The sequence below is a fragment of the Streptomyces sp. NPDC041191 genome, assembly GCF_055591945.1.
The window spans coordinates 148,953-171,658 of sequence record NZ_JBVIZC010000010.1 but is presented as its reverse complement, the minus strand read 5'-3'; the positions used below and the strand labels follow the sequence as shown (position 1 = coordinate 171,658).

The window sequence follows — 22,706 nt, the reverse complement described above, 5'->3', positions numbered from 1 at the left end:
TCTCAGCGCCCCGCCTTCAGCACCTGCGCCACCACCGGCCCCGCCGCGTCGCCCCCGTGCCCGCCGGACTGGACGACCGCCGCCGCCGCGAGGTCGCCGGAGTAACCGGTGAACCAGCTGTTGGACGTGCCCTGGCCGTCCACCTCGGCCGAGCCGGTCTTCGCGCCCTTCGGGGAGGGGACCCCCGCCATCGCCTTCGCGCCGGTGCCGTTCCCCGTCGCCGCCGCCTTCATCATCAGAAGCAGCCCCGAGGCCACCTCGGGGGAGAGCCTGTCGGCCTTGGCGAACTCGCGGCCGTCGAGGTCCTTCGCCACCAGGTACGGCTGGAGGAAACCGCCGTTCTTCGCGGTCGCGGAGAGCGAGGCGACGTTGAGCGCGCTCATCGTGATCTTGCCCTGGCCGATGTACGAGGCGGGCGTCTCGCTCCCGGACGAGGCGGGGACGCTGCCGTCCGCCGCCGGGACGCCCACCTGCCAGTCGAGGCCGATCCCGAAGGAGTCGCGGGCGGTGTCACCGAGGGCGGTGTCCGCGACGCCCTTGGCGCTGAGAGGGCTGATCGCCTTGATGAAGGCGGTGTTGCAGGAGCGGCGGAAGGACTCGGTGAGGGTGCCGCCGGTGATGCTGAACTTGTCGAGGTTCTGGAAGGTGCTGCTCCGCGACACGACGTCGGCGGGGCACTCCACCTTGCTGTCGGGCTTCGCCACGCCACGCTGCATCATCATCGCCGCCGTCACGATCTTCATCGTGGAGCCGGGGGCCTGCTTGCCGAGGAACGCGGTGTTGAAGCCGCCCGCCGGGCTGTTGGCGACGGCCCGTATCGCGCCCGTGGACGGTTCGATCGCCGCCACCGCCGCCTGGCCGTACGCCTTCACCGCCTTCTCCGCCGCCGCCTGCGCCTTCGCGTCGATGGTGGTCCTCAGCGTGCCCGGCTTCCCCTGCCGCAGGACGAGGAGGGTGCGGTCGGCGGTGGTCCCGCCGCCCGAGTCGATCCAGGTCTCGACGCCGGCCGTGCCGCCCGCCTTCGCCCCGTACCGCTTGCGCAGTTCGTCCACGATCGGCCCGAGCGAGGGGTACTTCTCCGCCGTCAGCTCGACCCCGTTCCGGTCGACCGCCCTGACGGAGGCGACCTTCGCGGTGCCCGTGCGCAGGGTCCCGGCGGCGGTCAGCTTCGGGTGGAGCACGGTGGGCTGCCACTTCACCAGGGCCCGGCCGGTGCTCTCCCCCCGGACCACGGTCAGTTCGGAGGCGTACGACAGGTCCTTGGACACGCCCTCGTGGGTGACCGTCGCCCGCACGGTGAACGGCACCTTCGTGCCCACCGGCGTCCCCGGGGTGATCACCGCCTTCGAGACCTTCGCGGTCTCCTTGTAGGCGAGCAGCGCGGGCCCGGCCGTGACCGGGTCGCTCGTCAGCTGCGCCGCCTTGTCGGACTCCCCGGCGGCCCAGGCCGCCAGGAAGTCCCGGGCGGTGGCCGTCGTCTCCTCGCCGGTGACCGGGCCCGTCTTCGGGGCGGCCTCCGCGCCGGTGCTCACGGACGCGTCGCCGCCCGTGAGCCCGTTCCACAGGTTGTAGCCCCCGTACCCGACCCCGCCCGCGACGACGGCGAACACCCCTCCGACGACCGCGACCTTGGCTCCACTGCGCATGACCGTGCTTCCCCTCCCCGTCCGGACCCACGAGTCAAGCAGCCGGGCCGGAGGACTGTCGAGCCGCACCGGTCACTTCCGTCACGACGGCCGGGAAACCGGTCACCGGCTCCGGCCCGCTACACCCAGGTGTCCAGCCACATCCGGGACCGCCAGTCGTCCAGCGGGATCGGCGTGCCCGTGTAGATCGGCCAGAAGTAGATGAAGTTCCAGACGATGAGCAGGACGAGGCATCCCGCCGCCACCGTGCCGAAGATCCGCCGCCTCTCCGAGGAGCCCCGCGGCCCGACGAGCGCGCCCAGCATCATGGCCACCGCCAGGCACAGGAAGGGCACGAAGACGACCGCGTAGAAGACGAAGATGGTGCGCTGCTGGTAGAGGAACCAGGGGAGCCAGCCGGCCGCGACGCCGCAGGCGATCGCGCCCGCCCGCCAGTCGCGGCGGAAGGCCCAGCGCCACAGGACGTACAGGAGCGCGAAGCAGGCCGTCCACCACAGGAGCGGGGTCCCCAGCGCGAGGATCTCCTGCGCGCACTTCTCCTTCGCGTCGGCCGGGCAGCCGCCGGTGCCGGGGGCCGGGGACTCGTAGAAGTACGAGACCGGGCGGCCCATGACGATCCACGACCACGGGTTCGACTGGTAGGTGTGGGGCGAGGTGAGGCCCACGTGGAAGGTGTAGACCTCGCTCTCGTAGTGCCAGAGGCTGCGCAGCCACTGCGGCAGCCAGCCCCAGGTCCCGCCGCCGTCCACCGCGTCCTGCCGCGCGGCCCAGTCGCGGAAGTAGCCGCCCTTGGTGACCAGCCAGCCCGTCCAGGTCGCCAGATAGGTCGCGAGCGCCACCGGCACCACCGACACGAAGGCCGGGACCAGGTCCCTCCTGAGCACCGAGAGGTACGGCCGGACCGCGCCGGCCGTGCGCCGCCCGGCCACGTCCCACAGGACCGTCATCAGGCCGAAGCCCACCATGACGTACAGGCCGTTCCACTTGGTCGCCGCCGCGAGCCCCAGGGTCACCCCGGCCGCGATCCGCCACGGCCGCCACCCGAGGCGCAGCGTCTCCGCGACCTCCGCGTCCGGCCGCAGCACCCCCTCCTCGTCCTCGGGGAGCGCCGCCGCGAACCGTTTCCGGGTCCGGTCGCGGTCCAGGACGAGACAGCCGAAGGCGGCCAGCACGAAGAACATCAGGACCTGGTCGAGGAGCGCGGTGCGGCTCATCACGAAGTGCAGGCCGTCCACGGCGAGCAGCAGGCCCGCCAGGCAGCCCAGGAACGTCGAGCGGAACAGGCGCCGCCCGATCCGGCACAGCATCAGGACCGACAGGGTGCCGAGCAGGGCCACCGCGAAGCGCCAGCCGAACGGCTCGAAGCCGAACAGCTTCTCCCCGGCGCCGATCACCCATTTGCCCATCGGCGGGTGGACGACGTACCCCGGGTCGGCCGGCACGAGGACCGACCCGGGGTCCTTGAGGATCGTCTTGTCGATGTCCTTCGGCCAGGCCCCCTCGTACCCCTGGTTGATCAGGGCCCAGGAGTCCTTGGCGTAGTAGGTCTCGTCGAATATCACGGCGTGCGGCTTGCCGAGGTTCCAGAAGCGGAGCACCCCCGCGACCGCCGCGACCAGGAGCGGACCGCCCCAGGCCGCCAGCCTCCACAGCCGCTCGGCCGAACCGGGGCCGAGGCCGAGGCACGACCACGTCCGTGCCGAGGGACGGGTGTACGGGGGGTCGAGCCGCTCCCGCAGCCCGATGGGGGCGGCGCTTCCGGCGGGCGGCTCGTAGCCGAAGAGCCGGAGCCGCCGCTGCCACGAAGTGGGCTCTGCCACGGCGTGCGGGCCCTCCAGGATCTCGGGTGCGGTACTGGTCACCGCGCCATCGTAGGGAACGCGCCTGTGCGCGTCGCCCGTCCGGGCTGGGAGGATGGCCCCCGTGACTGGAACGCTGGTACTCGCAGGGACCCCCATCGGCGACATCGCGGACGCCCCGCCCCGGCTCGCCGCCGAGCTGCAGAACGCGGACGTCGTGGCCGCCGAGGACACCCGGAGGCTGCGCGGCCTGACCCGGGCGCTCGGCATCCACACCTCCGGGCGGGTCGTCTCCTACTTCGAGGGCAACGAGTCCGCCCGTACGCCCGAGCTGGTCGAGGCCCTGGTGGGCGGGGCGCGGGTGCTGCTGGTGACCGACGCGGGCATGCCGTCCGTGTCGGACCCCGGCTACCGGCTGGTCGCCGCCGCCGTGGAGCGGGACATCAGGGTCACGGCCGTCCCCGGCCCCTCCGCCGTGCTCACCGCCCTCGCCCTCTCCGGCCTCCCCGTCGACCGCTTCTGCTTCGAGGGCTTCCTGCCGAGGAAGGCCGGCGAGCGGCTGGGACGGCTGCGGGAGGTCGCGGACGAGCGGCGGACCCTCGTCTACTTCGAGGCGCCGCACCGCCTGGACGACACGCTCGCCGCGATGGCGGAGGTCTTCGGCGCCGCGCGCCGCGCCGCCGTCTGCCGCGAGCTGACCAAGACGTACGAGGAGGTGAAGCGGGGCCCGCTCGCCGAGCTCGCGGCCTGGGCGGCCGAGGGCGTACGGGGTGAGATCACCGTCGTCGTGGAGGGCGCCCCGGAGACCGGCCCCGCCGAGTTCGGCGCCGACGAGCTGGTGCGCAGGGTGCGGGTGCGCGAGGAGGCGGGGGAGCGGCGGAAGGAGGCGATCGCCGCCGTCGCGGCCGAGGCGGGACTCCCCAAGCGGGAGGTGTTCGACGCCGTCGTGGCGGCGAAGAACGCGGCCGGGCCGGAGAAGGGCGCGGGCGGGCCCGCGTAGGGCACGGCGAGGCGGGCGGGGCCGCGGCCGGGCGGGAGCGTTCTCCGCCGATTTACGCTGGAAGGTAAAGCCGAACCCGGGGCCGGGACATTTCCTCGGGCGTTCGGCAAGGGAAGGGCCAAAAGCCTTCCATGGTTCCTCCCCCGCTGATGCGCTCCGGCCCGAAAAGGCGTCCACTGATCAGTGGAGAGGAGCTGGCATGAGCGAGATCACCGGCACCGGCACATCCGTCGCCCATGAGGCGTACGCCTTCGCCTGCATGCGCTGTGGATACGGCTGGGAGCAGGCGTACGACATCGAACACCACGTCGACGCCGCCGGCCACCCGTTCGTCGTCTACAAGGCCGGGGGAGAGCGGGTACCGTCCCCGCTGTCCAGTCCCACCTGCGTGAACTGCGGAGGCCACGTCGTCCGCATCATGCGCGCGGGACAGGTGTCCTCGGTGCTCGACCTGATCGCCGCCACGGAGAAGCACGGACGCGGGGCACGGGCGACCAAGCCGGTCTCGCCGTCCGGGCCCATCGGCCAGGAGCTGACCGAGGACGCCCCCGAGCCCCCGCCCGTACCGCACCACTGGCACCTGACGGACCTCCTGCACCCGTTCCGCCGGCGCGAGTAGGGTCCCCGGGTCCCCGGCCCCGCCGAGGACCCCCGCGCACGCCGTCCGCCGCCCTCGTACGATCGGGGCCATGAGTGCCAAGGACGCCCCGCCGCCGCTGCCCGAGCCCCTCCTCGTGGAGGTCGCGGACTCGCACACCCACCTGGACATGCAGTCCGGGACCGTCGAGGAGGCGCTGGTGAAGGCCGCCGCCGTCGGCGTCACCGCGGTCGTGCAGGTCGGCTGCGACGTGAAGGGCTCGCGCTGGGCCGCCGAGACGGCCGCCGCCCACGCGAACGTGCACGCCGCCGTCGCCCTGCACCCCAACGAGGCCCCCCGGATCGTCCTGGGGGACCCCGACGGGTGGTCCCGGCAGGGCGCGCGCGAGGGCGGCGGGGAGGCGGCCCTGGACGACGCGCTCACCGAGATCGACCGGCTCGCCGCCCTGCCGCACGTGCGCGGGGTCGGCGAGACCGGCCTCGACTTCTACCGCACGGGCCCCGAGGGCGTCGCCGCGCAGGAGCGCTCCTTCCGGGCCCACATCGAGATCGCCAAGCGGCACGGCAAGGCGCTCGTCATCCACGACCGGGAGGCCCACGCCGACGTGCTGCGCGTCCTGGAGGAGGAGGGCGCCCCCGAGCGGACCGTCTTCCACTGCTACTCCGGTGACGCGGAGATGGCGGAGATCTGCGCGGCCAGGGGCTACTACATGTCCTTCGCCGGCAACGTCACCTTCAAGAACGCCCAGCCGCTCCGGGACGCCCTCGCGGTCGCCCCCCTGGAACTGGTCCTGGTCGAGACCGACGCCCCCTTCCTCACCCCGGCGCCCTTCCGGGGCCGCCCCAACGCCCCGTACCTGATCCCGGTCACCGTCCGGGCCATGGCGCGGGTGCGGGGGATCGGGGAGAACGAGCTGGCCGGGGCGATCGCCGCCAACACGGCCCGCGCCTTCGACTACTGACACCCGCCGGCCCGGCGGCGGGGCCGGGGCCGCCCCGGACCGCCGCCGGTACGCCGTACCGGCACCGCCCCGGACCGCCGCCGGTACGCCGTACCGGCACCGCCCCGGACCGCCGCCCGCACGCCGTACCGGCACCGGTGCCGCCGTGGGCCGGGCCGCCGAGCCGTAGGCTGTACCGGTGAGCACCACCACCGGTCCCGAAACCCCCGACGCCCTCCTCGGCCCCGCCGACATCCGCGAGCTGGCCGCCGTCCTCGGCGTGCGCCCCACGAAGCAGAAGGGCCAGAACTTCGTCATCGACGCCAACACCGTCCGGCGGATCGTCCGCACGGCCGGGGTGCGCCCCGACGACGTGGTCGTGGAGGTGGGGCCCGGACTCGGCTCCCTCACCCTGGCCCTCCTGGAGGCCGCGGACCGGGTGACCGCCGTCGAGATCGACGACGTGCTCGCCGCCGCGCTGCCCGCCACGATCGAGGCCCGGATGCCCGCCCGCGCCGGCCGCTTCGCGCTCGTGCACTCCGACGCCCTGCTCGTCGAGGAGCTGCCGGGCCCGGCGCCGACCGCGCTCGTCGCCAACCTCCCGTACAACGTGGCCGTGCCGGTCCTGCTGCACATGCTGGAGCGCTTCCCCAGCATCGAGCGGACCCTCGTCATGGTCCAGGCCGAGGTCGCGGACCGGCTCGCCGCCGGTCCGGGCAACAAGGTGTACGGCGTGCCCTCGGTGAAGGCCAACTGGTACGCCGAGGTGAAGCGGGCCGGCTCCATCGGCCGCAACGTCTTCTGGCCCGCGCCCAACGTCGACTCCGGTCTCGTCTCCCTCGTCCGCCGCTCCGAGCCCCTGGCGACCACCGCCACCCGGCAGGAGGTCTTCGCGGTGGTCGACGCGGCCTTCGCCCAGCGCCGCAAGACCCTCCGCGCGGCCCTCGCGGCCTGGGCCGGCTCCCCGGCGGCGGCGGAGGAGGCCCTGGTGAGGGCCGGGATCTCGCCGCAGGCGCGCGGCGAGTCCCTGACGGTGGAGGAGTTCGCGCGGATCGCGGAGGCAAAGGCGTGAGCGGCGGTACGGAGCCGGTGACCGCTGGGCCGACGACGGAGACGGTGCGCGGCGGCGGCACGCCCGGCGGCGGGGTGCGGTCCGTCACCGTCCGCGTCCCCGCCAAGGTCAACGCCGGGCTCGCGGTCGGCGCGGCCCGGCCCGACGGCTTCCACGACCTGGCCAGCGTCTTCCTCGCCGTCTCCCTGTACGACGAGGTGACCGCCACCCCCGCCGGGGCGCTCACGGTCACCTGCGAGGGCCCGGACGCCGACAAGGTGCCGCTCGACCGCACCAACCTCGCCGCGCGGGCCGCCGAACTCCTCGCGGCCCGGCACGGCGTCTCCCCGGACGTGCGCCTGCACATCGCCAAGGACATCCCGGTCGCCGGGGGCATGGCCGGCGGCAGCGCGGACGGCGCGGCCGCCCTGCTCGCCTGCGACGCGCTCTGGGGCCTGGACACGCCCCGCGCCGAGCTCCTGGAGATCTGCGCCGAGCTGGGCAGCGACGTGCCGTTCAGCCTGGTCGGCGGCGCCGCGCTCGGCACCGGGCGCGGCGAGCGGCTGACGGAGCTGCCGGTCGGCGGCGTCTTCCACTGGGTCTTCGCCGTCGCGGACGGCGGGCTCTCGACCCCGGTCGTCTTCCGCGAGTTCGACCGCCTCACCGAGGGCACGGACGTCCCCGCGCCGACGGCCCCGCCCGCCCTCCTGGAGGCCCTGCGCACCGGCGACACCACCGCCCTCGCGGGCGCCCTCGTCAACGACCTCCAGGCGTCCGCGCTCTCCCTGCGTCCCTCCCTCGCCGCGACCCTGGCCGCCGGCACGGAGGCGGGCGCGCTCGCGGCCCTGGTCTCCGGCTCGGGCCCGACGACCGCGTTCCTGGTGAAGGACGCGGAGTCGGCGTCGGCCGTCGCCGCCGCCCTGACCGCCTCGGGCACCTGCCGCACGGCCCGCACGGCGACGTCCCCGGCGGCGGGCGCGACCGTCCTGACGGCCTGACCGCCCGCCCCGGCGACGGCTCCGCCGACGGCGGGAACCGAACCGTCCCCTCACGGAGAGTGACGAGCCGCCCCACGGTCTACCCTGGACGTCGATCGATCACCCGGTACAGGAGTCAACGTGGCCGTCAACCTGGTCAATGTCGAGAACGTCAGCAAGGTGTACGGCACCCGTGCCCTGCTCGACGGGGTCTCGCTCGGTGTCTCCGAAGGGGACCGGATCGGGGTCGTGGGCCGCAACGGCGACGGCAAGACCACCCTGATCCGCATGCTCGCCAGGCTGGAGGAGGCCGACACCGGCCGCGTCACCCACAGCGGCGGGCTGCGCCTCGGCGTCCTCACCCAGCACGACTCGCTCGACCCGGAGGCCACGGTCCGGCACGAGGTCATCGGCGTCATGGCCGACCACGAGTGGGCGGGCAGCGCCAAGATCCGCGACGTGCTCACCGGGCTCTTCGGCGGGCTCGACCTGCCCGGCTTCGAGAAGGGCCTCGACACCGTCATCGGCCCGCTCTCCGGCGGCGAGCGGCGCCGGATCGCGCTCGCCAAGCTCCTCATCGAGGACCAGGACCTCATCGTCCTCGACGAGCCCACCAACCACCTCGACGTCGAGGGCATCGCCTGGCTCGCCCAGCACCTGCGGGAGCGCCGCTCGGCGCTCGTCTGCGTCACCCACGACCGCTGGTTCCTCGACCAGGTCTGCACCCGCATGTGGGACGTGCAGCGCGGTGACGTGCACGAGTACGAGGGCGGCTACTCCGACTACGTCTTCGCCCGCGCCGAGCGCGAGCGGATCGCGGCCACGGAGGAGACCAAGCGGCAGAACCTCATGCGCAAGGAGCTGGCCTGGCTGCGGCGCGGCGCCCCGGCCCGCACCTCCAAGCCCCGCTACCGCATCGAGGCCGCCAACGAGCTGATCGCGGACGTGCCGCCGCCGCGCGACACCAGCGAGCTGATGAAGTTCGCCAACGCGCGCCTGGGCAAGACGGTCTTCGACCTGGAGGACGTGACCGTCACCGCCGGTCCCAAGGAGCTGCTCAGGCACCTCACCTGGCAGCTCGGCCCCGGCGACCGCGTCGGCCTCGTCGGCGTCAACGGCGCGGGCAAGACCTCCCTCCTGCGGGCGCTCGCGGACGCCGCCCGCAGCGGCGGCGAGGTCCAGCCCGCCGCCGGCCGGATCGTCGTCGGCAAGACCGTCCGGCTCGCCTACCTCTCCCAGGACGTCACCGAGCTGCCCGGCTCGCTGCGGGTCCTGGAGGCCGTGCAGCAGATCCGCGACCGGGTGGACCTCGGCAAGGGCCGCGAGATGACGGCCGGGCAGCTCTGCGAGCAGTTCGGCTTCACCAAGGAGAAGCAGTGGACGCCGGTCGGCGACCTCTCCGGCGGCGAGCGCCGCCGGCTCCAGCTCCTGCGGCTGCTGATGGACGAGCCCAACGTCCTCTTCCTCGACGAGCCCACCAACGACCTCGACATCGAGACCCTGACCCAGCTGGAGGACCTCCTCGACGGCTGGCCGGGCTCCATGGTCGTCATCTCCCACGACCGGTTCTTCATCGAGCGCACCACGGACCGCACGTTCGCCCTGCTCGGCGACAGGACCCTGCGGATGCTGCCGCGCGGCATCGACGAGTACCTGGAGCGGCGCCGCAAGGCCGTCGAGGCGTCCGTCCCGGCGCCCGCCGCCGCCCCCGCCCAGCAGAAGCCGGGCGTCTCGGCGGCCGACGCGCGCGCCGCCAAGAAGGAGCTGCAGAAGGTCGAGCGGCAGCTCGACAAGGTCTCCGAGAAGGAGGCCAAGCTGCACACGCGGATCGCGGCCGACGCCACCGACTTCGAGAAGGTGGCCAAGCTCGACGCGGAGCTGCGCGAACTCGCCGCGGAGCGCGAGGAGCTGGAGATGCGCTGGCTGGAACTGGCCGAGGACGCATAACGAGGGCATCACAGGCCGGTCCGCCCTTGGACACAAGGGGTGGACCGGCCGCTTTTGCGCCATGGCGCGGGTGGTAGAAAGAAAACCCGTTCACGCCAAGGGGGAAACCGCTGATGAGCCAGCCGCCCAGCAACCAGCCGCCGGGGGGCTTCGGAGCCCCTCAGGACCCGGACCGGTCCCCGGACCCGGGCCACCCGCCCGTACCGCCGGTCCCGCCGCAGGCCCCGCCCGCGCCGACGGCGCCGCCCGCCGCGCCCGGCCCGTACGGGCAGGCCCCGCAGCAGCCCGGATACGGCTACCCGCAGCAGCCGGGCCAGCAGCCCGGCCCGTACGGCCAGCCCGGCCAGCCCGGCCCGTACGGCCAGGCCGGCCCCTACGGGCAGCCCGTGCCGCCGCCCTACGGCTACCCGCAGCAGCCGGGGCAGCCCGGCCAGCCCGGACAGCCCGGCCCCTACGGGCAGCAGGCGGGCCCCTACGGCGGCTACCCCGGCCAGCCGGGCGCCCCGACCCCGCCCGGTGGCGGGGGACCCTCCAAGGGCAGGACCGGCCTGGTCGCCGGTGTGGCCGCCGCCGCCGTCCTGGTCGCCGCCGTCACGACCTGGGCGGTCGTCGGCGGTGGCGACGACGAGAAGGGTCCGGTGGCCGGGCCCACCAGCTCCGCCCCGCCCACCACCGCCCCCAAGCCCACCGCCTCGGTGGACCAGGGCGACGGCTCCGGCGACGGGCGTGAGGGCGGCGACGACCTCAACGCGGGCCGTCAGGCCGGCGAGGCCAAGGTGAACTGGCTCACCACGAACAACGTCGACCTGCCCCGCAACGGCTCCGACGCGTACGGCCCGTGGATCGTCGGCGACACCGTCGTCAGGGCCATGTACAAGCGCATCGAGGGCTACGGCCTCGGCGACGGCGCCGTGAAGTGGCAGGTGGACGTGCCGTTCAAGCTGTGCGCGGCGCCGGTGGCCCCCTCCGCCGACGGCCGCATGGTCTTCGCCTACCAGGAGAGCGCCAAGGACGGTGCCAAGTGCACCGAGCTCCAGCAGATCGACCTCAAGACCGGCAAGGCGGGCTGGAAGAAGAGCGTGCCCAAGCCCACGGGCCTGTTCGCGTTCTCCGACAACACCCTCGCCATCAGCGGCGACACGGTCACCGTCGCCGGCACCAGCAGCGCCTACGGCTTCTCCCTCGCCGACGGCAAGCAGATCTTCACCGGCGCCACCACCGGCTGCAAGCCCTTCGCGTACGCGGGCGGCAGCAAGCTGATCGCCGCCATGGAGTGCCCGACGAACGGCTCCACCAAGAAGACCCAGGCGATCGGCGAGGTGGACCCCGCCACGGGCAAGCCCCGGTTCACCTACGCCCTGAAGGCGGACTGGGAGGTCGACAAGGTCTACTCGGTCGACCCGCTGGTCGTCTCGGCCACCCAGCGCGAGCAGAAGAAGTGGGCCGTCTTCGCCCTCAAGCCCGACGGCTCGCTCCGCTCGCAGATCCAGGGCGGTACGGACAAGTTCTCCGTCTCGTGCGGCGGCGGCGGCCTGGTCATCTTCGGCCGCAAGCTCCAGGGCTGCAGCGGCGTCGCGGCCGACGCGAACACCTTCTACATGGCGACCGACACCGCGTACGGCAAGTCCAACGAGATCGTCGCCTTCGACCTGAACACCGGCAAGCCGAAGTGGCGCTCCACGGCCCCCGCCGAGCAGTCCATGCTCCCGCTGCGCATGGAGGGCTCCGACGTCCTGGTGTACGTGGGGCCCCGCTACAACAAGGGCGGCGCCACCGCCACCATCGCCCCGACCGGCGGCGCGCCGAAGGTCCTGCTCCAGCACCCGGTCTCCACGGCCCAGATCGAGAGCAGCTTCTTCTCCCCGGGCTACGCCTACGGCAACGGCGTCCTCGTGGTGTCGAGCGGGCGCGTGTCCGCGAGCTCCGACGCGGAGGAGAAGCAGGTCAAGACGATGATGGCCTTCAGCAAGTGAGGTACACGGACCGATGACGCAGCCTCCTCCGCCCCCGCCGAACCAGCCCCCGAACCAGCCCCCGGGTCCGCCGGGCGGCTTCGGGGCCCCGACGCCCCCGCCGCAGGAGCCCGGCCCCGGCCGTCCGCAGCAGCCTCCGGCCGACCAGGGGTACGGCTACCCGCAGCAGCCTCCGGCCGGTCCGGGATACGGCTACCCGCAGCAGCCTCCGGCCGGTCCGGGCTACGGCTACCCGCAGCAGCCCCCGGCCCCGCCGCAGCAGCAGCCGTACGGCCACCCGGGCGGGCCGCAGCCGTACGGGGACCACCAGCAGCCGGTCCCGCCGCCGTACGGCTACCCGACCCAGCCCCAGCAGCCGCAGTACGGCGGTCACCCGCAGCCCGCACCGGCCCCGGCCGGCGGGAAGAAGCTGTCGGCCCAGCTCCAGATCGTCATCGCGGCGGCCGTCGCGATCGTCCTGATCGTCGGCGCCGGCATCTGGTACGCCGGGTCGCGCGGCGGCGACGACGAGGCCAAGGGGACGGGCGGCACCTCGCAGGGCTCCGGGTCCGGCGGCGGCGACACCGGCGGCAAGGGCATCGGCGGCGGAGGCAAGGAGAAGCCGTCCGCCGACACCCGGGCGAAGATCGGCTTCCAGATCCCGCAGCCGAAGGTCCCGGACGTCACCGACGTCGCCGGCTCCTGGATCACGGACAAGGCGTTCGTGAAGTCCGGCATCAACTCCCTCGTCGCCTACGACCTGGACAAGGGCACCGTCCTGTGGACGCTCCCGCTCACCGGCCAGGTGTGCGGCGCCTCGCGGCACATGACCGCCGACCACAAGGTGCCGATCCTGTTCGAGGCCGCCAAGCGGGTCGCGCCGCGCTACTACCAGCAGTGCACCGAGGTCGGCGTGGCCGACCTGAACACCGGCAAGCTGGTCTGGTCCGCCTCGGTCACCGGCGGCTCCACCGGTGACGAGAAGGTGCGGTTCAGCGAGGTCACCCTCTCCGGGACGACCGTCGCGGCCGGCGGCGGCGACGGGGGCGCGGCCTTCGACATCGCCAACGGCAACCCGCGCTGGAAGCCGCAGTCCGACGCCGACAACTGCTACGACATGGGCTACGGCGGCGGCGAGGGCCTCGTCGCGGTCCGCAAGTGCGGGGCGTACGGCAGCGAGTCGGTGCAGATCCAGAACCTCGACCCGATGACGGGCAAGCCGCTCTCGCAGTACAAGATGCCGTCCGGCGTGAAGTACGCGTCGATCGTCTCCACCAGGCCGCTGGTCGTCGCGGCCGACGTCGGCGACACCGCCGGCGACGGCAGCGGCATCTCGGACTTCTTCTCGATCGACGAGAAGACCGGGAAGCTGAAGGTGAAGATCGCGGCGTCGGCGGACCAGTACGCGGCCCGCTGCCGCTCGACCCGGGTCGAGTCCTGCACCCAGGCGGTCGTCGGCAACGGCCGGCTGTACGTGCCGACCGAGGAGCACGAGGGCTCCAGCGGCGAGTACGCCGACCGGACCAACGAGATCATCGCCTTCGACCTGACCACCGGGCGCACCGCCCCGGAGAAGGCCGACGCGGGCGACAAGTACACCCTCGTCCCCCTGCGGATGGACGGCGGCAACATCATCGCGTACAAGGTCCCGCCGTACGACAAGGGCGGCCGGATCGTCTCGGTCGACGGGGGCACGATGAAGGAGACGCTGCTCCTGGAGAACCCGGCGGCCAAGCCGACCCGGGACATCGAGAGGAGCTTCGGCCTGACCGGCTCCGAGCTCCAGTACCGGGACGGGCGGCTCTTCCTCTCGGACAACATGATCAGCAAGACCCGGCCGACGGACAGCGGGCCGAAGGAGTACCTGGTGGTCTCCTACGCCGTCCCGCGCTGACGGCGGCACGCACCGAACGGCGGGCCCCTCCGGATCACCGGAGGGGCCCGCCGCGTTTCCCGCGCTCCCGAGGGCGCGGTGCTCCCGGCGGTCCGGCGTTTCCGGTGTCCGAGGTTGGCGGGGGGCGGGGCGGGGGAGCGTGTAGCTTGCCGGGTTCAGGCCCGTCCGGCTCTCCGGCGGCCAGGAACTCCGGCGGGCCCGGAGGAGGGGGATGACCGGGATGGGCGTACGCCTCGTGGTGGTCGACGACCACCGGCTGCACGCGGAGGCGCTCGCCTCGGCGCTGAAGCTGCGCGGGCACCGGGTGCTCGCGTCGGCCGCGCCGGTGGCGGGGGCGGCGGAGCTGGTGGTGAGCCGGGCGCCGGAGGTCTGTCTCCTGGGCACGGCGGCGCCGGAGGGACCGGGGACCTTCGACCCGGTCGCGCGGATCAAGCGGGAGCGGCCGCAGGTGGCCGTGGTGGTGCTCGGCCCGGTGCCGTCGCCGCGCGGGATCGCGGCGGCGTTCGCGGCCGGGGCGTCGGGGTACGTCCGCCACGACGAGCGCGTGGAGAACGTCGAGCGGGCCCTGGTGAAGGCCAGGGCGGGGGAGACGGCGGTGGCGCCGCAGCTCCTCCAGGGCGCCTTCGCGGAACTGCTGCACCCCCCGGCGCGGCCGGACGACGAGGGGCAGCGGCTGCTGCGGCTCCTGACGCGGCGGGAGGTCGAGGTCCTGACGCGGATCGCGGAGGGCGAGGACACCCGGCTGATCGCGGAGCGGATGAGGATCGCGCCGAGCACGGCGCGCACCCACGTGCAGCGGGTCCTGATGAAGCTGGAGGTCGGCTCCCGTCTGGAGGCGGCGGCCCTCGCGGCCCGCACCGGCCTCCTGGACCGGGCGGCGCCGGTCCGGCCCGGGGCCCAGGGCCGGGCGGCCCCGGGCCGGACCGGGATTCCGGGCCGGACGGCTCCGGGGGCCGGTGCTCCTTCCTGATCCGGCGGCGCCGGGTCCCGGCCCCGTACCGCCGGGGCGGTCCGCCCTTGACCGTGATGTTCGAGTGTGGTTTTTTGTGAGCGGTTATGTTTGATCGTGCTTGGTCCTGCCCGGAGGGCACCCCGTGAAGAAGACCGCCACCACGCTCGCCGACGGGCGCGAGTTGATCTACTACGACGCGCGCGAGGACACCGTCCGCGCCGCCGCCGACCCGCGCCCCCTCACCCCCGTCGCCTCCCGCTCCGAGATCCGGCACGACGAACTCACCGGCGACCCGGTCGTCATCGCCTCCCACCGCCAGACCCGCACCTACCTCCCGCCGGCCGACGCCTGCCCGCTCTGCCCCTCCCGGGACGGACACGAGAGCGAGATCCCCGAGGCGGAGTACGAGGTGGTGGTCTTCGAGAACCGCTTCCCCTCCCTCTCCGGCGGCGCCGGCCGCTGCGAGGTCGTCTGCTTCACCGACGACCACGCGGACTCCTTCGCCGACCTCACCGAGGAACGGGCCTCCCTCGTCCTCGACGCCTGGACCGACCGCACCGCCGCGCTCTCCGCCCTCCCCGGCGTCCAGCAGGTCTACTGCTTCGAGAACCGGGGCGCCGAGATCGGCGTCACCCTCCCCCACGCCCACGGCCAGATCTACGCCTTCCCCTACGTGACGCCCCGGACGGCCGCCACGAGGCGCCGGATCGACGAGCACCGGGCCGCGACCGGGCGGAACCTCTTCGACGACGTGGTGGCCCGCGAGCGGGCCGACGGCGAGCGGGTGGTCCTGGAGACCGCCCACTGGATCGCCTTCGTGCCGTACGCCGCCCGCTGGCCGTACGAGGTGCACCTCCACCCGAAGCGGCGGGTGCCCGACCTCCTCGCCCTCGACGGCGACGCCCGCGCGGAGTGCGCACGGGTCCTCCTGGAACTCCTCGGGCGCTTCGACCGGATCTTCGGCCCGGACGAACCGCCGACGCCCTACATCGCCGCCTGGCACCAGGCGCCGTTCACGGACGGGCGGCGCGAGGACTTCGGGCTCCACCTGGAGCTCTTCACCGTCCGCCGGGCCCCCGGCAAGCTCAAGTTCCTCGCGGGCACCGAGTCCGGCGCGGGCGCGTTCATGAACGACGTACGGCCGGAGGACGCGGCCCGGCGACTGCGAGAGGTGGCGGGCGCGTGACGCGCAGATATCTGGTGACGGGCGGGGCGGGGTACGTGGGCAGCGTCGTCGCCGCCCACCTCCTGGAGCGGGGCCACCGGGTCACCGTCCTCGACGACCTCTCCACCGGCTTCGCCGAAGCCGTCCCGGACGGCGCCGAGTTCGTGGAGGGCCGCGTCCACTCCGCCGCGGAGTGGCTCGACGGCTCCTACGACGCCGTCCTGCACTTCGCCGCCTCCTCCCAGGTCGGCGAGTCCGTCGAGAAGCCGGAGAAGTACTGGGAGAACAACGTCGTCGGCACCGTCGCCCTGCTCGCCGCCATGCGCGCGGCCGGGGTCCGCCGGCTCGTCTTCTCCTCCACCGCCGCCACCTACGGCGAACCGGAGACCGTCCCGATCCCCGAGACCGCCCCCACCGCCCCCACCAGCCCCTACGGGGCGACCAAGCTGGCCGTGGACCACATGATCGGCGGCGAGTGCGCCGCCCACGGCCTGGCCGCCGCCTCGCTGCGCTACTTCAACGTGGCCGGGGCGTACGGCGCGTACGGCGAGCGCCACGATCCCGAGTCGCACCTGATCCCGCTCGTCCTCCAGGTCGCCCTGGGCCGGCGCGAGGCCGTCTCCGTGTACGGCGCGGACTACCCGACCCCGGACGGCACCTGCGTCCGCGACTACATCCACGTCGCCGACCTCGCCGAGGCCCACCTCCTGGCGCTCGACGCCGTGACGCCGGGCGAGCACCTGATCTGCAACCTGGGCAACGGCAACGGCTTCTCCGTCCGCGAGGTGATCGAGACCGTGCGGGAGGTCACCGGCCGTCCGGTCCCGGCGACCGCCGACCCGCGCCGCCCCGGCGACCCGGCCGTCCTCGTCGCCTCCGCCGCCACCGCCCGCGAACGCCTCGGCTGGACCCCCTCCCGCCCCGGCCTGGCGGACGTCGTCGCCGACGCCTGGGCCTTCGCCCTGCGGAGGGAGGGGGAGCGCCCGTGAACGTCGCGGCCGGATTCGAAAGCCTCTACGGGGCCGCCCCCGACGGGATCTGGGCGGCTCCCGGCCGGGTCAACCTCATCGGGGAGTACACCGACTTCAACGACGGCTTCGTGCTGCCGTTCGCACTGCCGCGGACCACCGTCGCCGCCGTCTCCCGCCGTGACGACGGCGTCCTGCGCCTGCACTCGGCCGACGCCGGGGGCGGGACCGTCCGGCTGGACGCCGCCGCCCCGGAGCCGCCCCCCGGCCACTGGACGGCCTACCCCGCCGGGGTCGTCCGGGCGCTGCGCGAGGCCGGGCACCCGGTGACGGGCGCGGACGTCCACCTCGCCTCGACCGTGCCGTCCGGCGCCGGGCTCTCCTCGTCGGCGGCCCTGGAGACCGCCGTGGCGCTCGCCCTGAACGACCTGTTCGGGCTCGGCCTCTCCCGGCCGGAACTGGCCCGGATCGCCCAGCGCGCCGAGAACGCCTTCGTCGGCGTGCCCTGCGGGATCATGGACCAGATGGTCTCCGCCTGCGCGCGGGAGGGCCACGCCCTCCACCTGGACACCCGCGACCTGTCGTACCGTCAGGTCCCCTTCGACCCGGCCGCCGAGGGGCTGACGCTGCTCGTCGTGGACACCCGGGTGAAGCACGCGCTCGGCGACGGCGCGTACGCCGAGCGGCGCGCCGGGTGCGAGGCGGGCGCGCGGGCGCTCGGGGTGCGCGCCCTGCGCGAGGTGGACGCCGAGCGCCTGCCGGAGGCGCTCGCGCTCCTGGAGGACGACAGGACGCGCCGGTACGTGCGCCACGTCGTCTCGGACAACGCGCGCGTGGAGCGGACCGTCGCGCTCCTGGACGCCGGGGACGTCCGGGCGGTCGGTCCGGTCCTCACCGAGGGCCACGCCTCCCTCCGGGACGACCTGCGGGTCTCCTGCCCCGAGCTGGACCTCGTGGTGGAGACGGCGAACGCGGCCGGCGCGCTCGGCGCCCGGATGACCGGCGGCGGGTTCGGCGGCTCGGCCCTCGTCCTGGTCGAGGCCGGCCGGGCGGAGGCGGTCGCCGCCGCCGTCGGGCGGGCCTTCGCCGGGGCGGGCCACGCCCCTCCGGCCGTCTTCCCGGCCGTGCCGTCGACGGGCGCCCGCCGCCTCTGAGACCCCGCCGGCGGGCCGGGCGCCGCCACCGGCCCCGCGGCGCCGGGCAGTTCCGCGAATCGGCCCCCGCCGTCCCGCCCCGCCTCTACTCTGAGGGGCGGTGCCGGCGGGGGCCGGTGCCGTCCGGGGGACGAGGCCCGCCGACACGGCGCCGTGGGCGCGGGTGTCCGTCTCCCCGCGGCGGCGGCCGTGTCCGCGGCGGACCCGCCCCGGCGCCGTTCCCGCGCCGGTCCGTTCCCCGACGCTTGGGAGTGTCCGTGGCACGTGTCCGGGTCCTGGTGGTGGACGACCACCGCGTCTTCGCCGAGTCGCTGGCCGCCGCCCTCGCGGCGGAGCCCGACGTGGACGTCACCGCGGCGGGCAGCGGCCCGGCCGCCCTGCGCTGTCTGGAGCGCGGCGCGGCGGAGGGGCGCCGGTTCGACGTGCTGCTCGTCGACGCCGACCTCGGCGCGGGGCCGCCCGGGGCGGTCGCGGCCCGCGCGGCGTCCGACGACGGCGGGGTCGCGGCGGACGGGATCTCCCTGGTGGCCGGGGTGCGCCGGGTCCAGCCCGCCGTCCGCGCCGTCGTGCTCGCGGAGCGGGACGACCCCCGGCGGGCCGCGCTCGCCCTCCAGGCCGGGGCGTCCGGCTGGGTCGCGAAGGACTGCTCGCTCCAGCGGCTGCTCGCGGTGGTGCGGGGGGTGCTGAGGGACGAGACGCACCTGCCGCCGGCCCTGCTCACGGGCGTCCTGCGGGAGCTGACGGCGGCGCGCAGGCACCGTACGGACAGCGAGCGCCTGGTGGAGTCGCTGACCCCGCGCGAGCGGGAGGTGCTGCGCTGCATGGTCGCGGGCCTGGGCCGCAAGGCGGTCGCCGAGCGCCTCTTCCTCTCCCCGCACACCGTCCGCACGCACACGCAGAACGTCCTGGGGAAGCTGGGCGTGCACTCGACCCTGGCCGCGGTCGCGCTGGCCCGCCGGGCGGGCGTGGGACCGGCGGAGCCCGTGGGGGACGGGGACGCGCGGACGGCGGAAGCCGTGCCCGCGCCCGCCGCCCTAACCGGGGACGTTGTCGAACGGGGCGGTCAACCGGCGTAGCAGCGCGGCCAGTTCGGCACGCTGGGCGCCGGAGAGCCGGGCCAGGATGGCGCGCTCCTGGGCCAGGAGGCCGGCGAGGGCCTCGTCGGCGCGGTCGCGGCCCTCGGAGGTGAGCCGCACGAGGACCCCCCGGCGGTCGCTGGGGTCGGGGAGCCGTTCGACGAGGCCCTTCTTGGTGAGCCGGTCGATGCGGTTGGTCATGGTCCCGGAGGTGACCAGGGTCTGGGTGAGGAGCTGGCCGGGGGAGAGCTGGTAGGGCGCCCCCGCCCGGCGGAGCGAGGTGAGGACGTCGAACTCCCAGGGCTCCAGCTGGTGCTCGGAGAAGGCGAGCCGACGGGCGCGGTCGAGGTGCCGGGCGAGCCGCGAGACGCGGCTGAGCACCTCGAGCGGTTCCACGTCGAGGTCGGGGCGCTCGCGGCGCCATGCTGCGACCAGTCGGTCGACCTCGTCCTCCATGACGATCAGTGTAGAGGGTCTGTTGACATAAAGTCTCTTGAGATCAATTTTCTTGACCTAATATTTCTTGAGATCAAGATATATTTTTCTGGACTATGGGGAAGGCACCCGGCCGGAACACCGTTCCGCTTTCGGCCATGCGTTTCAGCAAGGGGGCTCCGACCATGCACTTCGTGGAATCCGCCGCACCGACATGGGACCCACAGCAGTACCTCCGCCATTCCGGCCACCGCACCCGGCCCTTCCTCGACCTGCTCGCCCGCATACCCGACCTGCCGGCCGCCGGCCGGCCCGCCCGCGTCGCCGACCTCGGCTGCGGCCCCGGCAACGTGACGGCCCTCCTCGCCGACCGCTGGCCCGACGCCCGCATCACCGGGTTCGACCTCTCGCCCGAAATGCTGGAGCGGGCCGACAAGGACTGGTCGGGGTCCACCCGGGGCGGCGGCTGGATCGACTTCCGGCCCGCCGACGCCGCCCACTGGACACCGGAGGAGCCCTACGACCTGATCGTCTCCAACGCGGCCCTCCAGTGGGTCCCCGGCCACGCCGAGTCCTTCGCCGCCTGGATCGACGGGCTCCGCCCCGGCGGCACCCTCGCCTTCCAGGTCCCCGTCAACTTCGTCTCGCCCAGCCACGCCCTGCTCGGCGAACTCTGCGACACCCCCCGGTGGCGCGACCGCCTCGGCGACCGGGGCCGCCGCTTCGTCCACGTCCTCGGCACCGCCGACTACCTCACCCGCCTCACCGGCCTCGGCTGCGAGACGGACGTCTGGGAGACCACGTACTGCCGGCTCCTCCAGGGCGAGGACCCCGTCCTCGACTGGGTCAAGGGCACCGCCCTGCGGCCCGTCCTCACCGCCCTGGACGACGACCCGGAGGCGGCCGACGCCTTCCTCGGCCAGTACCGGGACCTCCTGCGCGAGGCGTACCCGCCCGGCCCGCACGGGACGGTCTTCCCGTTCCGCCGGATCTTCGCCGTCGCCCGCAGGCCGGCCTGATCCGGAGCCCCGCCCCGCACGGCCCCGGACGCACGGGCGCCCCGCACCGGAACTCCGGTGCGGGGCGCCCGTGCGGTCCGGGCCGCGACGGCCCGGGACGGACTAGTACATGTTCTTGTAGATCTGGAAGCCGGTGCCGATCCGGACGCGCGGCCCGAACGAACCGTCCCCCTTGCCGAGGTAGCGCCACAGCTCGCCCGCCCCGTTCACCGCGAGCAGGTCGCCCTTGCCGTCGCCGTTCAGGTCGCCCGGCGCGAGGACCCTGCTGTACGTCCAGCCGGTGCCGATCACCGTCCGCGCGCCGAACGGGGCGGTGGCCGAACCGGTGCCCCGGTACAGGTACAGGTTGCCCGAACCGTCCCGGGCGATCAGGTCCGGACGGCCGTCGCCCGAGTAGTCGCCCGCGCCGAGGATCGCGTTGTAGGGGCTCCACCCGGTGCCGACCTTGATCCGCGGGGCGAAGCCCGTGCCCTCGCCGTTGCCCGGGTACAGGTACAGGTTGCCGGAGCCGTCCCGGGCCAGCAGGTCGCCCTTGCCGTCGCCGGTCAGGTCGCCCGCGCCGACGATCCGGTTGTAGATGTTCCAGCCGGTGCCGAGGACGACGCCGTAGGCGCCGTACATGACGCCCTGGTAGCGGTCCAGGATCTCGGCGAACCCGTCGGCGTCGAGGGACGGCGCGAAGGTGATGTCGACCCCGGCCCAGATGCCGGGGTCGCCGATGGAGTCGCGCGCGCTGAGGAGGCCGTTGTTCTCGGAGCCGTAGACGAAGAGCGTGCCCCCGGCGTCCCGCGCCAGGACCGCGTTCTTGCCGGAGACCGGGAGGGCGCCCGAGCCGCCGAACTGGTCGACGCTCTTGTAGGAGCCGTCGCGGGAGACCCTGGTGGCCGGCCCGAAGGAGCCGTTGCCCAGGCCGGTGTAGCCCCACAGCGCGCCCTTGCCGTCGCGGGCGTACAGCTCGGCGTGGCCGTCGCCGTTCAGGTCGTCCGCGGGCAGGAGCTGGTTGTAGACGCCCCAGCCGTTGCCCACCTGCCGGGGGGCCTTGAAGGGCTTCGTCCTGTCGCCGGTGCTGCCGTAGAAGTACAGCCGGCCGTCGAGGGTCCGGCCGAGGACGTCACCACGGCCGTCGCCGTCGTTGTCGCCGAGACCGACCAGCTGGTCGTAGACGTTCCAGCCGGTGCCCACCTTCGCCCGCGGACCGAACGGCGCGGTGGAACTGCCCGTGGCGAGGTACAGGTACAGGTCGCCGTTGTGCTGACGGCCCATGAGGTCGGCCTTGCCGTCACCGTTGACGTCGCCCGGCGAGAAGACCTTGTTGTAGATCGTCCAGCCGCCGCCCGCCCAGGTGAAGTACCCCTCGGAGACGGTGTTGCCGGTGAACACCTCCAGTCGGCCGTGCTTGGTGACGGCGGCCACCTCGGGGTTGCCGTCGCCGTTCTGGTCGCCGAGCGGGACGATCTCCTGCTTGAGGACGGTGGAACCGTTCATCCCGGTCCACCGGGTGGCCGGGGCCTCGCCGGTCGGGATCGTGTAGACCTCGCCGTCCCACTCGCGGTTGATCAGGTCCGACCGGCCGTCGCCGTCCACGTCGAAACGGATCAGCGGGGCGGCGGCGGTCCGGGCGGCACCGGCCCTGCCGGTCCCGCCGGACAGCGCCGACAGGTCGGGCTTCGCGACCGTACGGTCGCGCTGGGGCAACTCCACGGCCGGCCGCGGGGCCGGGTCGGCCACCGCGGGGGACGCCAGCAGCATGCCGGAGGACAGGGCGAGAGCGGTGCATGTCGTGAGACGACGCGCGCGCCCGAGGAAAGCGGAACGCAAAGGATTCCCCCCTGGGGAACATGAGGACCTGGGCCCGGGACAGGGCTCCGCGACGCCTCCGTACGGCGAAAGGCGCGTACGGAGGGCGAACACCCCCCGGATGTCCGGGGAGTGTATCTCTGTTCGTTGATGAAGCAACCACAGGTTTTCCGGATGCGTCAGGTCCGGGCCCCGGCCCCCGCACCCGCCGCACGCGGAAGGTCCCGGACGCGGGGGGGGGGCGTGTTTGTGGTGGGCGGTGGGGGGGGGCGAGGTTGTCTCGCGGCCCTGGTTGATGGGTGGTGTCGTCTCTGTTCTTGTGGAGGAACATGTTGC

At 74.1% G+C, this 22,706-nt stretch carries 18 protein-coding genes; 14 read left to right on the top strand and 4 right to left on the bottom strand.

Annotated elements, in window-relative coordinates; genetic code table 11:
• Window positions 1-2: 2 nt before the first annotated feature.
• Both ACZ6AQ_RS21000 and ACZ6AQ_RS20995 read right to left on the bottom strand, forming a co-directional pair.
• The gene (locus ACZ6AQ_RS21000; RefSeq protein ID WP_468761240.1) at window positions 3-1,646 is read right to left on the bottom strand and encodes a penicillin-binding transpeptidase domain-containing protein; all 1,644 of its coding nucleotides are present in this window, start codon (window positions 1,644-1,646) and stop codon (window positions 3-5) included.
• Window positions 1,647-1,765: 119 nt separating this feature from the next.
• Window positions 1,766-3,508, bottom strand: coding sequence for a dolichyl-phosphate-mannose--protein mannosyltransferase (locus ACZ6AQ_RS20995; RefSeq protein ID WP_468761238.1), 1,743 nt, complete (start codon window positions 3,506-3,508; stop codon window positions 1,766-1,768).
• A 52-nt stretch (window positions 3,509-3,560) separates the two neighbouring features.
• Here ACZ6AQ_RS20995 and rsmI point away from each other — a divergent pair, with 52 nt between their 5' ends.
• From rsmI to ACZ6AQ_RS20930, 13 genes are all read left to right on the top strand, one after another.
• Window positions 3,561-4,445, top strand: coding sequence for a 16S rRNA (cytidine(1402)-2'-O)-methyltransferase (rsmI, locus tag ACZ6AQ_RS20990; RefSeq protein ID WP_468761236.1), 885 nt, complete (start codon window positions 3,561-3,563; stop codon window positions 4,443-4,445).
• 199 nt (window positions 4,446-4,644) lie between these two features.
• A complete protein-coding gene (locus ACZ6AQ_RS20985; protein WP_468761234.1) occupies window positions 4,645-5,064 on the top strand; it encodes a hypothetical protein in 420 nt (139 codons plus the stop codon).
• Between the two features lie 70 nt (window positions 5,065-5,134).
• Window positions 5,135-6,004, top strand: coding sequence for a TatD family hydrolase (locus ACZ6AQ_RS20980; protein WP_468761232.1), 870 nt, complete (start codon window positions 5,135-5,137; stop codon window positions 6,002-6,004).
• A gap of 178 nt (window positions 6,005-6,182) precedes the next feature.
• Window positions 6,183-7,055, top strand: coding sequence for a 16S rRNA (adenine(1518)-N(6)/adenine(1519)-N(6))-dimethyltransferase RsmA (gene rsmA, locus ACZ6AQ_RS20975; protein ID WP_468761230.1), 873 nt, complete (start codon window positions 6,183-6,185; stop codon window positions 7,053-7,055).
• Between the two features lie 74 nt (window positions 7,056-7,129).
• Window positions 7,130-8,032: a 4-(cytidine 5'-diphospho)-2-C-methyl-D-erythritol kinase gene (locus ACZ6AQ_RS20970; protein WP_468761510.1), complete on the top strand. Its 903-nt coding sequence runs from the start codon at window positions 7,130-7,132 to the stop codon at window positions 8,030-8,032.
• 120 nt (window positions 8,033-8,152) lie between these two features.
• Window positions 8,153-9,958 carry an ABC-F family ATP-binding cassette domain-containing protein gene (locus tag ACZ6AQ_RS20965; protein ID WP_468761228.1) on the top strand — a complete coding sequence of 602 codons (1,806 nt, stop codon included), beginning with the start codon at window positions 8,153-8,155 and terminating at the stop codon, window positions 9,956-9,958.
• A 113-nt stretch (window positions 9,959-10,071) separates the two neighbouring features.
• On the top strand, window positions 10,072-11,931 hold the full coding sequence (locus ACZ6AQ_RS20960) for an outer membrane protein assembly factor BamB family protein (RefSeq protein WP_468761226.1): 1,860 nt from the start codon (window positions 10,072-10,074) through the stop codon (window positions 11,929-11,931).
• Window positions 11,932-11,944: 13 nt separating this feature from the next.
• A complete protein-coding gene (locus ACZ6AQ_RS20955; RefSeq protein ID WP_468761224.1) occupies window positions 11,945-13,804 on the top strand; it encodes an outer membrane protein assembly factor BamB family protein in 1,860 nt (619 codons plus the stop codon).
• Window positions 13,805-14,024: 220 nt separating this feature from the next.
• On the top strand, window positions 14,025-14,774 hold the full coding sequence (locus ACZ6AQ_RS20950) for a response regulator transcription factor (RefSeq protein ID WP_468761508.1): 750 nt from the start codon (window positions 14,025-14,027) through the stop codon (window positions 14,772-14,774).
• 124 nt (window positions 14,775-14,898) lie between these two features.
• Window positions 14,899-15,942, top strand: coding sequence for a galactose-1-phosphate uridylyltransferase (galT, locus tag ACZ6AQ_RS20945; protein ID WP_468761222.1), 1,044 nt, complete (start codon window positions 14,899-14,901; stop codon window positions 15,940-15,942).
• A complete protein-coding gene (galE, locus tag ACZ6AQ_RS20940; RefSeq protein ID WP_468761220.1) occupies window positions 15,939-16,910 on the top strand; it encodes a UDP-glucose 4-epimerase GalE in 972 nt (323 codons plus the stop codon). The genes galT and galE overlap by 4 nt, the downstream gene beginning before the upstream one ends.
• Entirely contained in the window at window positions 16,907-18,043 is a 1,137-nt protein-coding gene (gene galK, locus ACZ6AQ_RS20935) for a galactokinase (protein WP_468761218.1), read from the top strand. The genes galE and galK overlap by 4 nt, the downstream gene beginning before the upstream one ends.
• A 257-nt stretch (window positions 18,044-18,300) precedes the next feature.
• Window positions 18,301-19,119, top strand: a complete 819-nt coding sequence (locus ACZ6AQ_RS20930; RefSeq protein ID WP_468761216.1) for a LuxR C-terminal-related transcriptional regulator — start codon at window positions 18,301-18,303, stop codon at window positions 19,117-19,119.
• Here ACZ6AQ_RS20930 and ACZ6AQ_RS20925 read toward each other — a convergent pair.
• Complete coding sequence (locus ACZ6AQ_RS20925) at window positions 19,078-19,575, bottom strand: MarR family winged helix-turn-helix transcriptional regulator (protein ID WP_388692656.1); 498 nt, start codon at window positions 19,573-19,575, stop codon at window positions 19,078-19,080. The genes ACZ6AQ_RS20930 and ACZ6AQ_RS20925 overlap by 42 nt on opposite strands.
• Window positions 19,576-19,739: 164 nt before the next feature.
• Between ACZ6AQ_RS20925 and ACZ6AQ_RS20920 the strand changes: the two genes are divergently transcribed.
• Complete coding sequence (locus tag ACZ6AQ_RS20920) at window positions 19,740-20,573, top strand: trans-aconitate 2-methyltransferase (RefSeq protein WP_468761506.1); 834 nt, start codon at window positions 19,740-19,742, stop codon at window positions 20,571-20,573.
• A 102-nt stretch (window positions 20,574-20,675) separates the two neighbouring features.
• Here ACZ6AQ_RS20920 and ACZ6AQ_RS20915 read toward each other — a convergent pair whose 3' ends face one another.
• Complete coding sequence (locus ACZ6AQ_RS20915; RefSeq protein WP_468761214.1) at window positions 20,676-22,322, bottom strand: FG-GAP-like repeat-containing protein; 1,647 nt, start codon at window positions 22,320-22,322, stop codon at window positions 20,676-20,678.
• Between the last annotated feature and the right edge of the window lie 384 nt (window positions 22,323-22,706).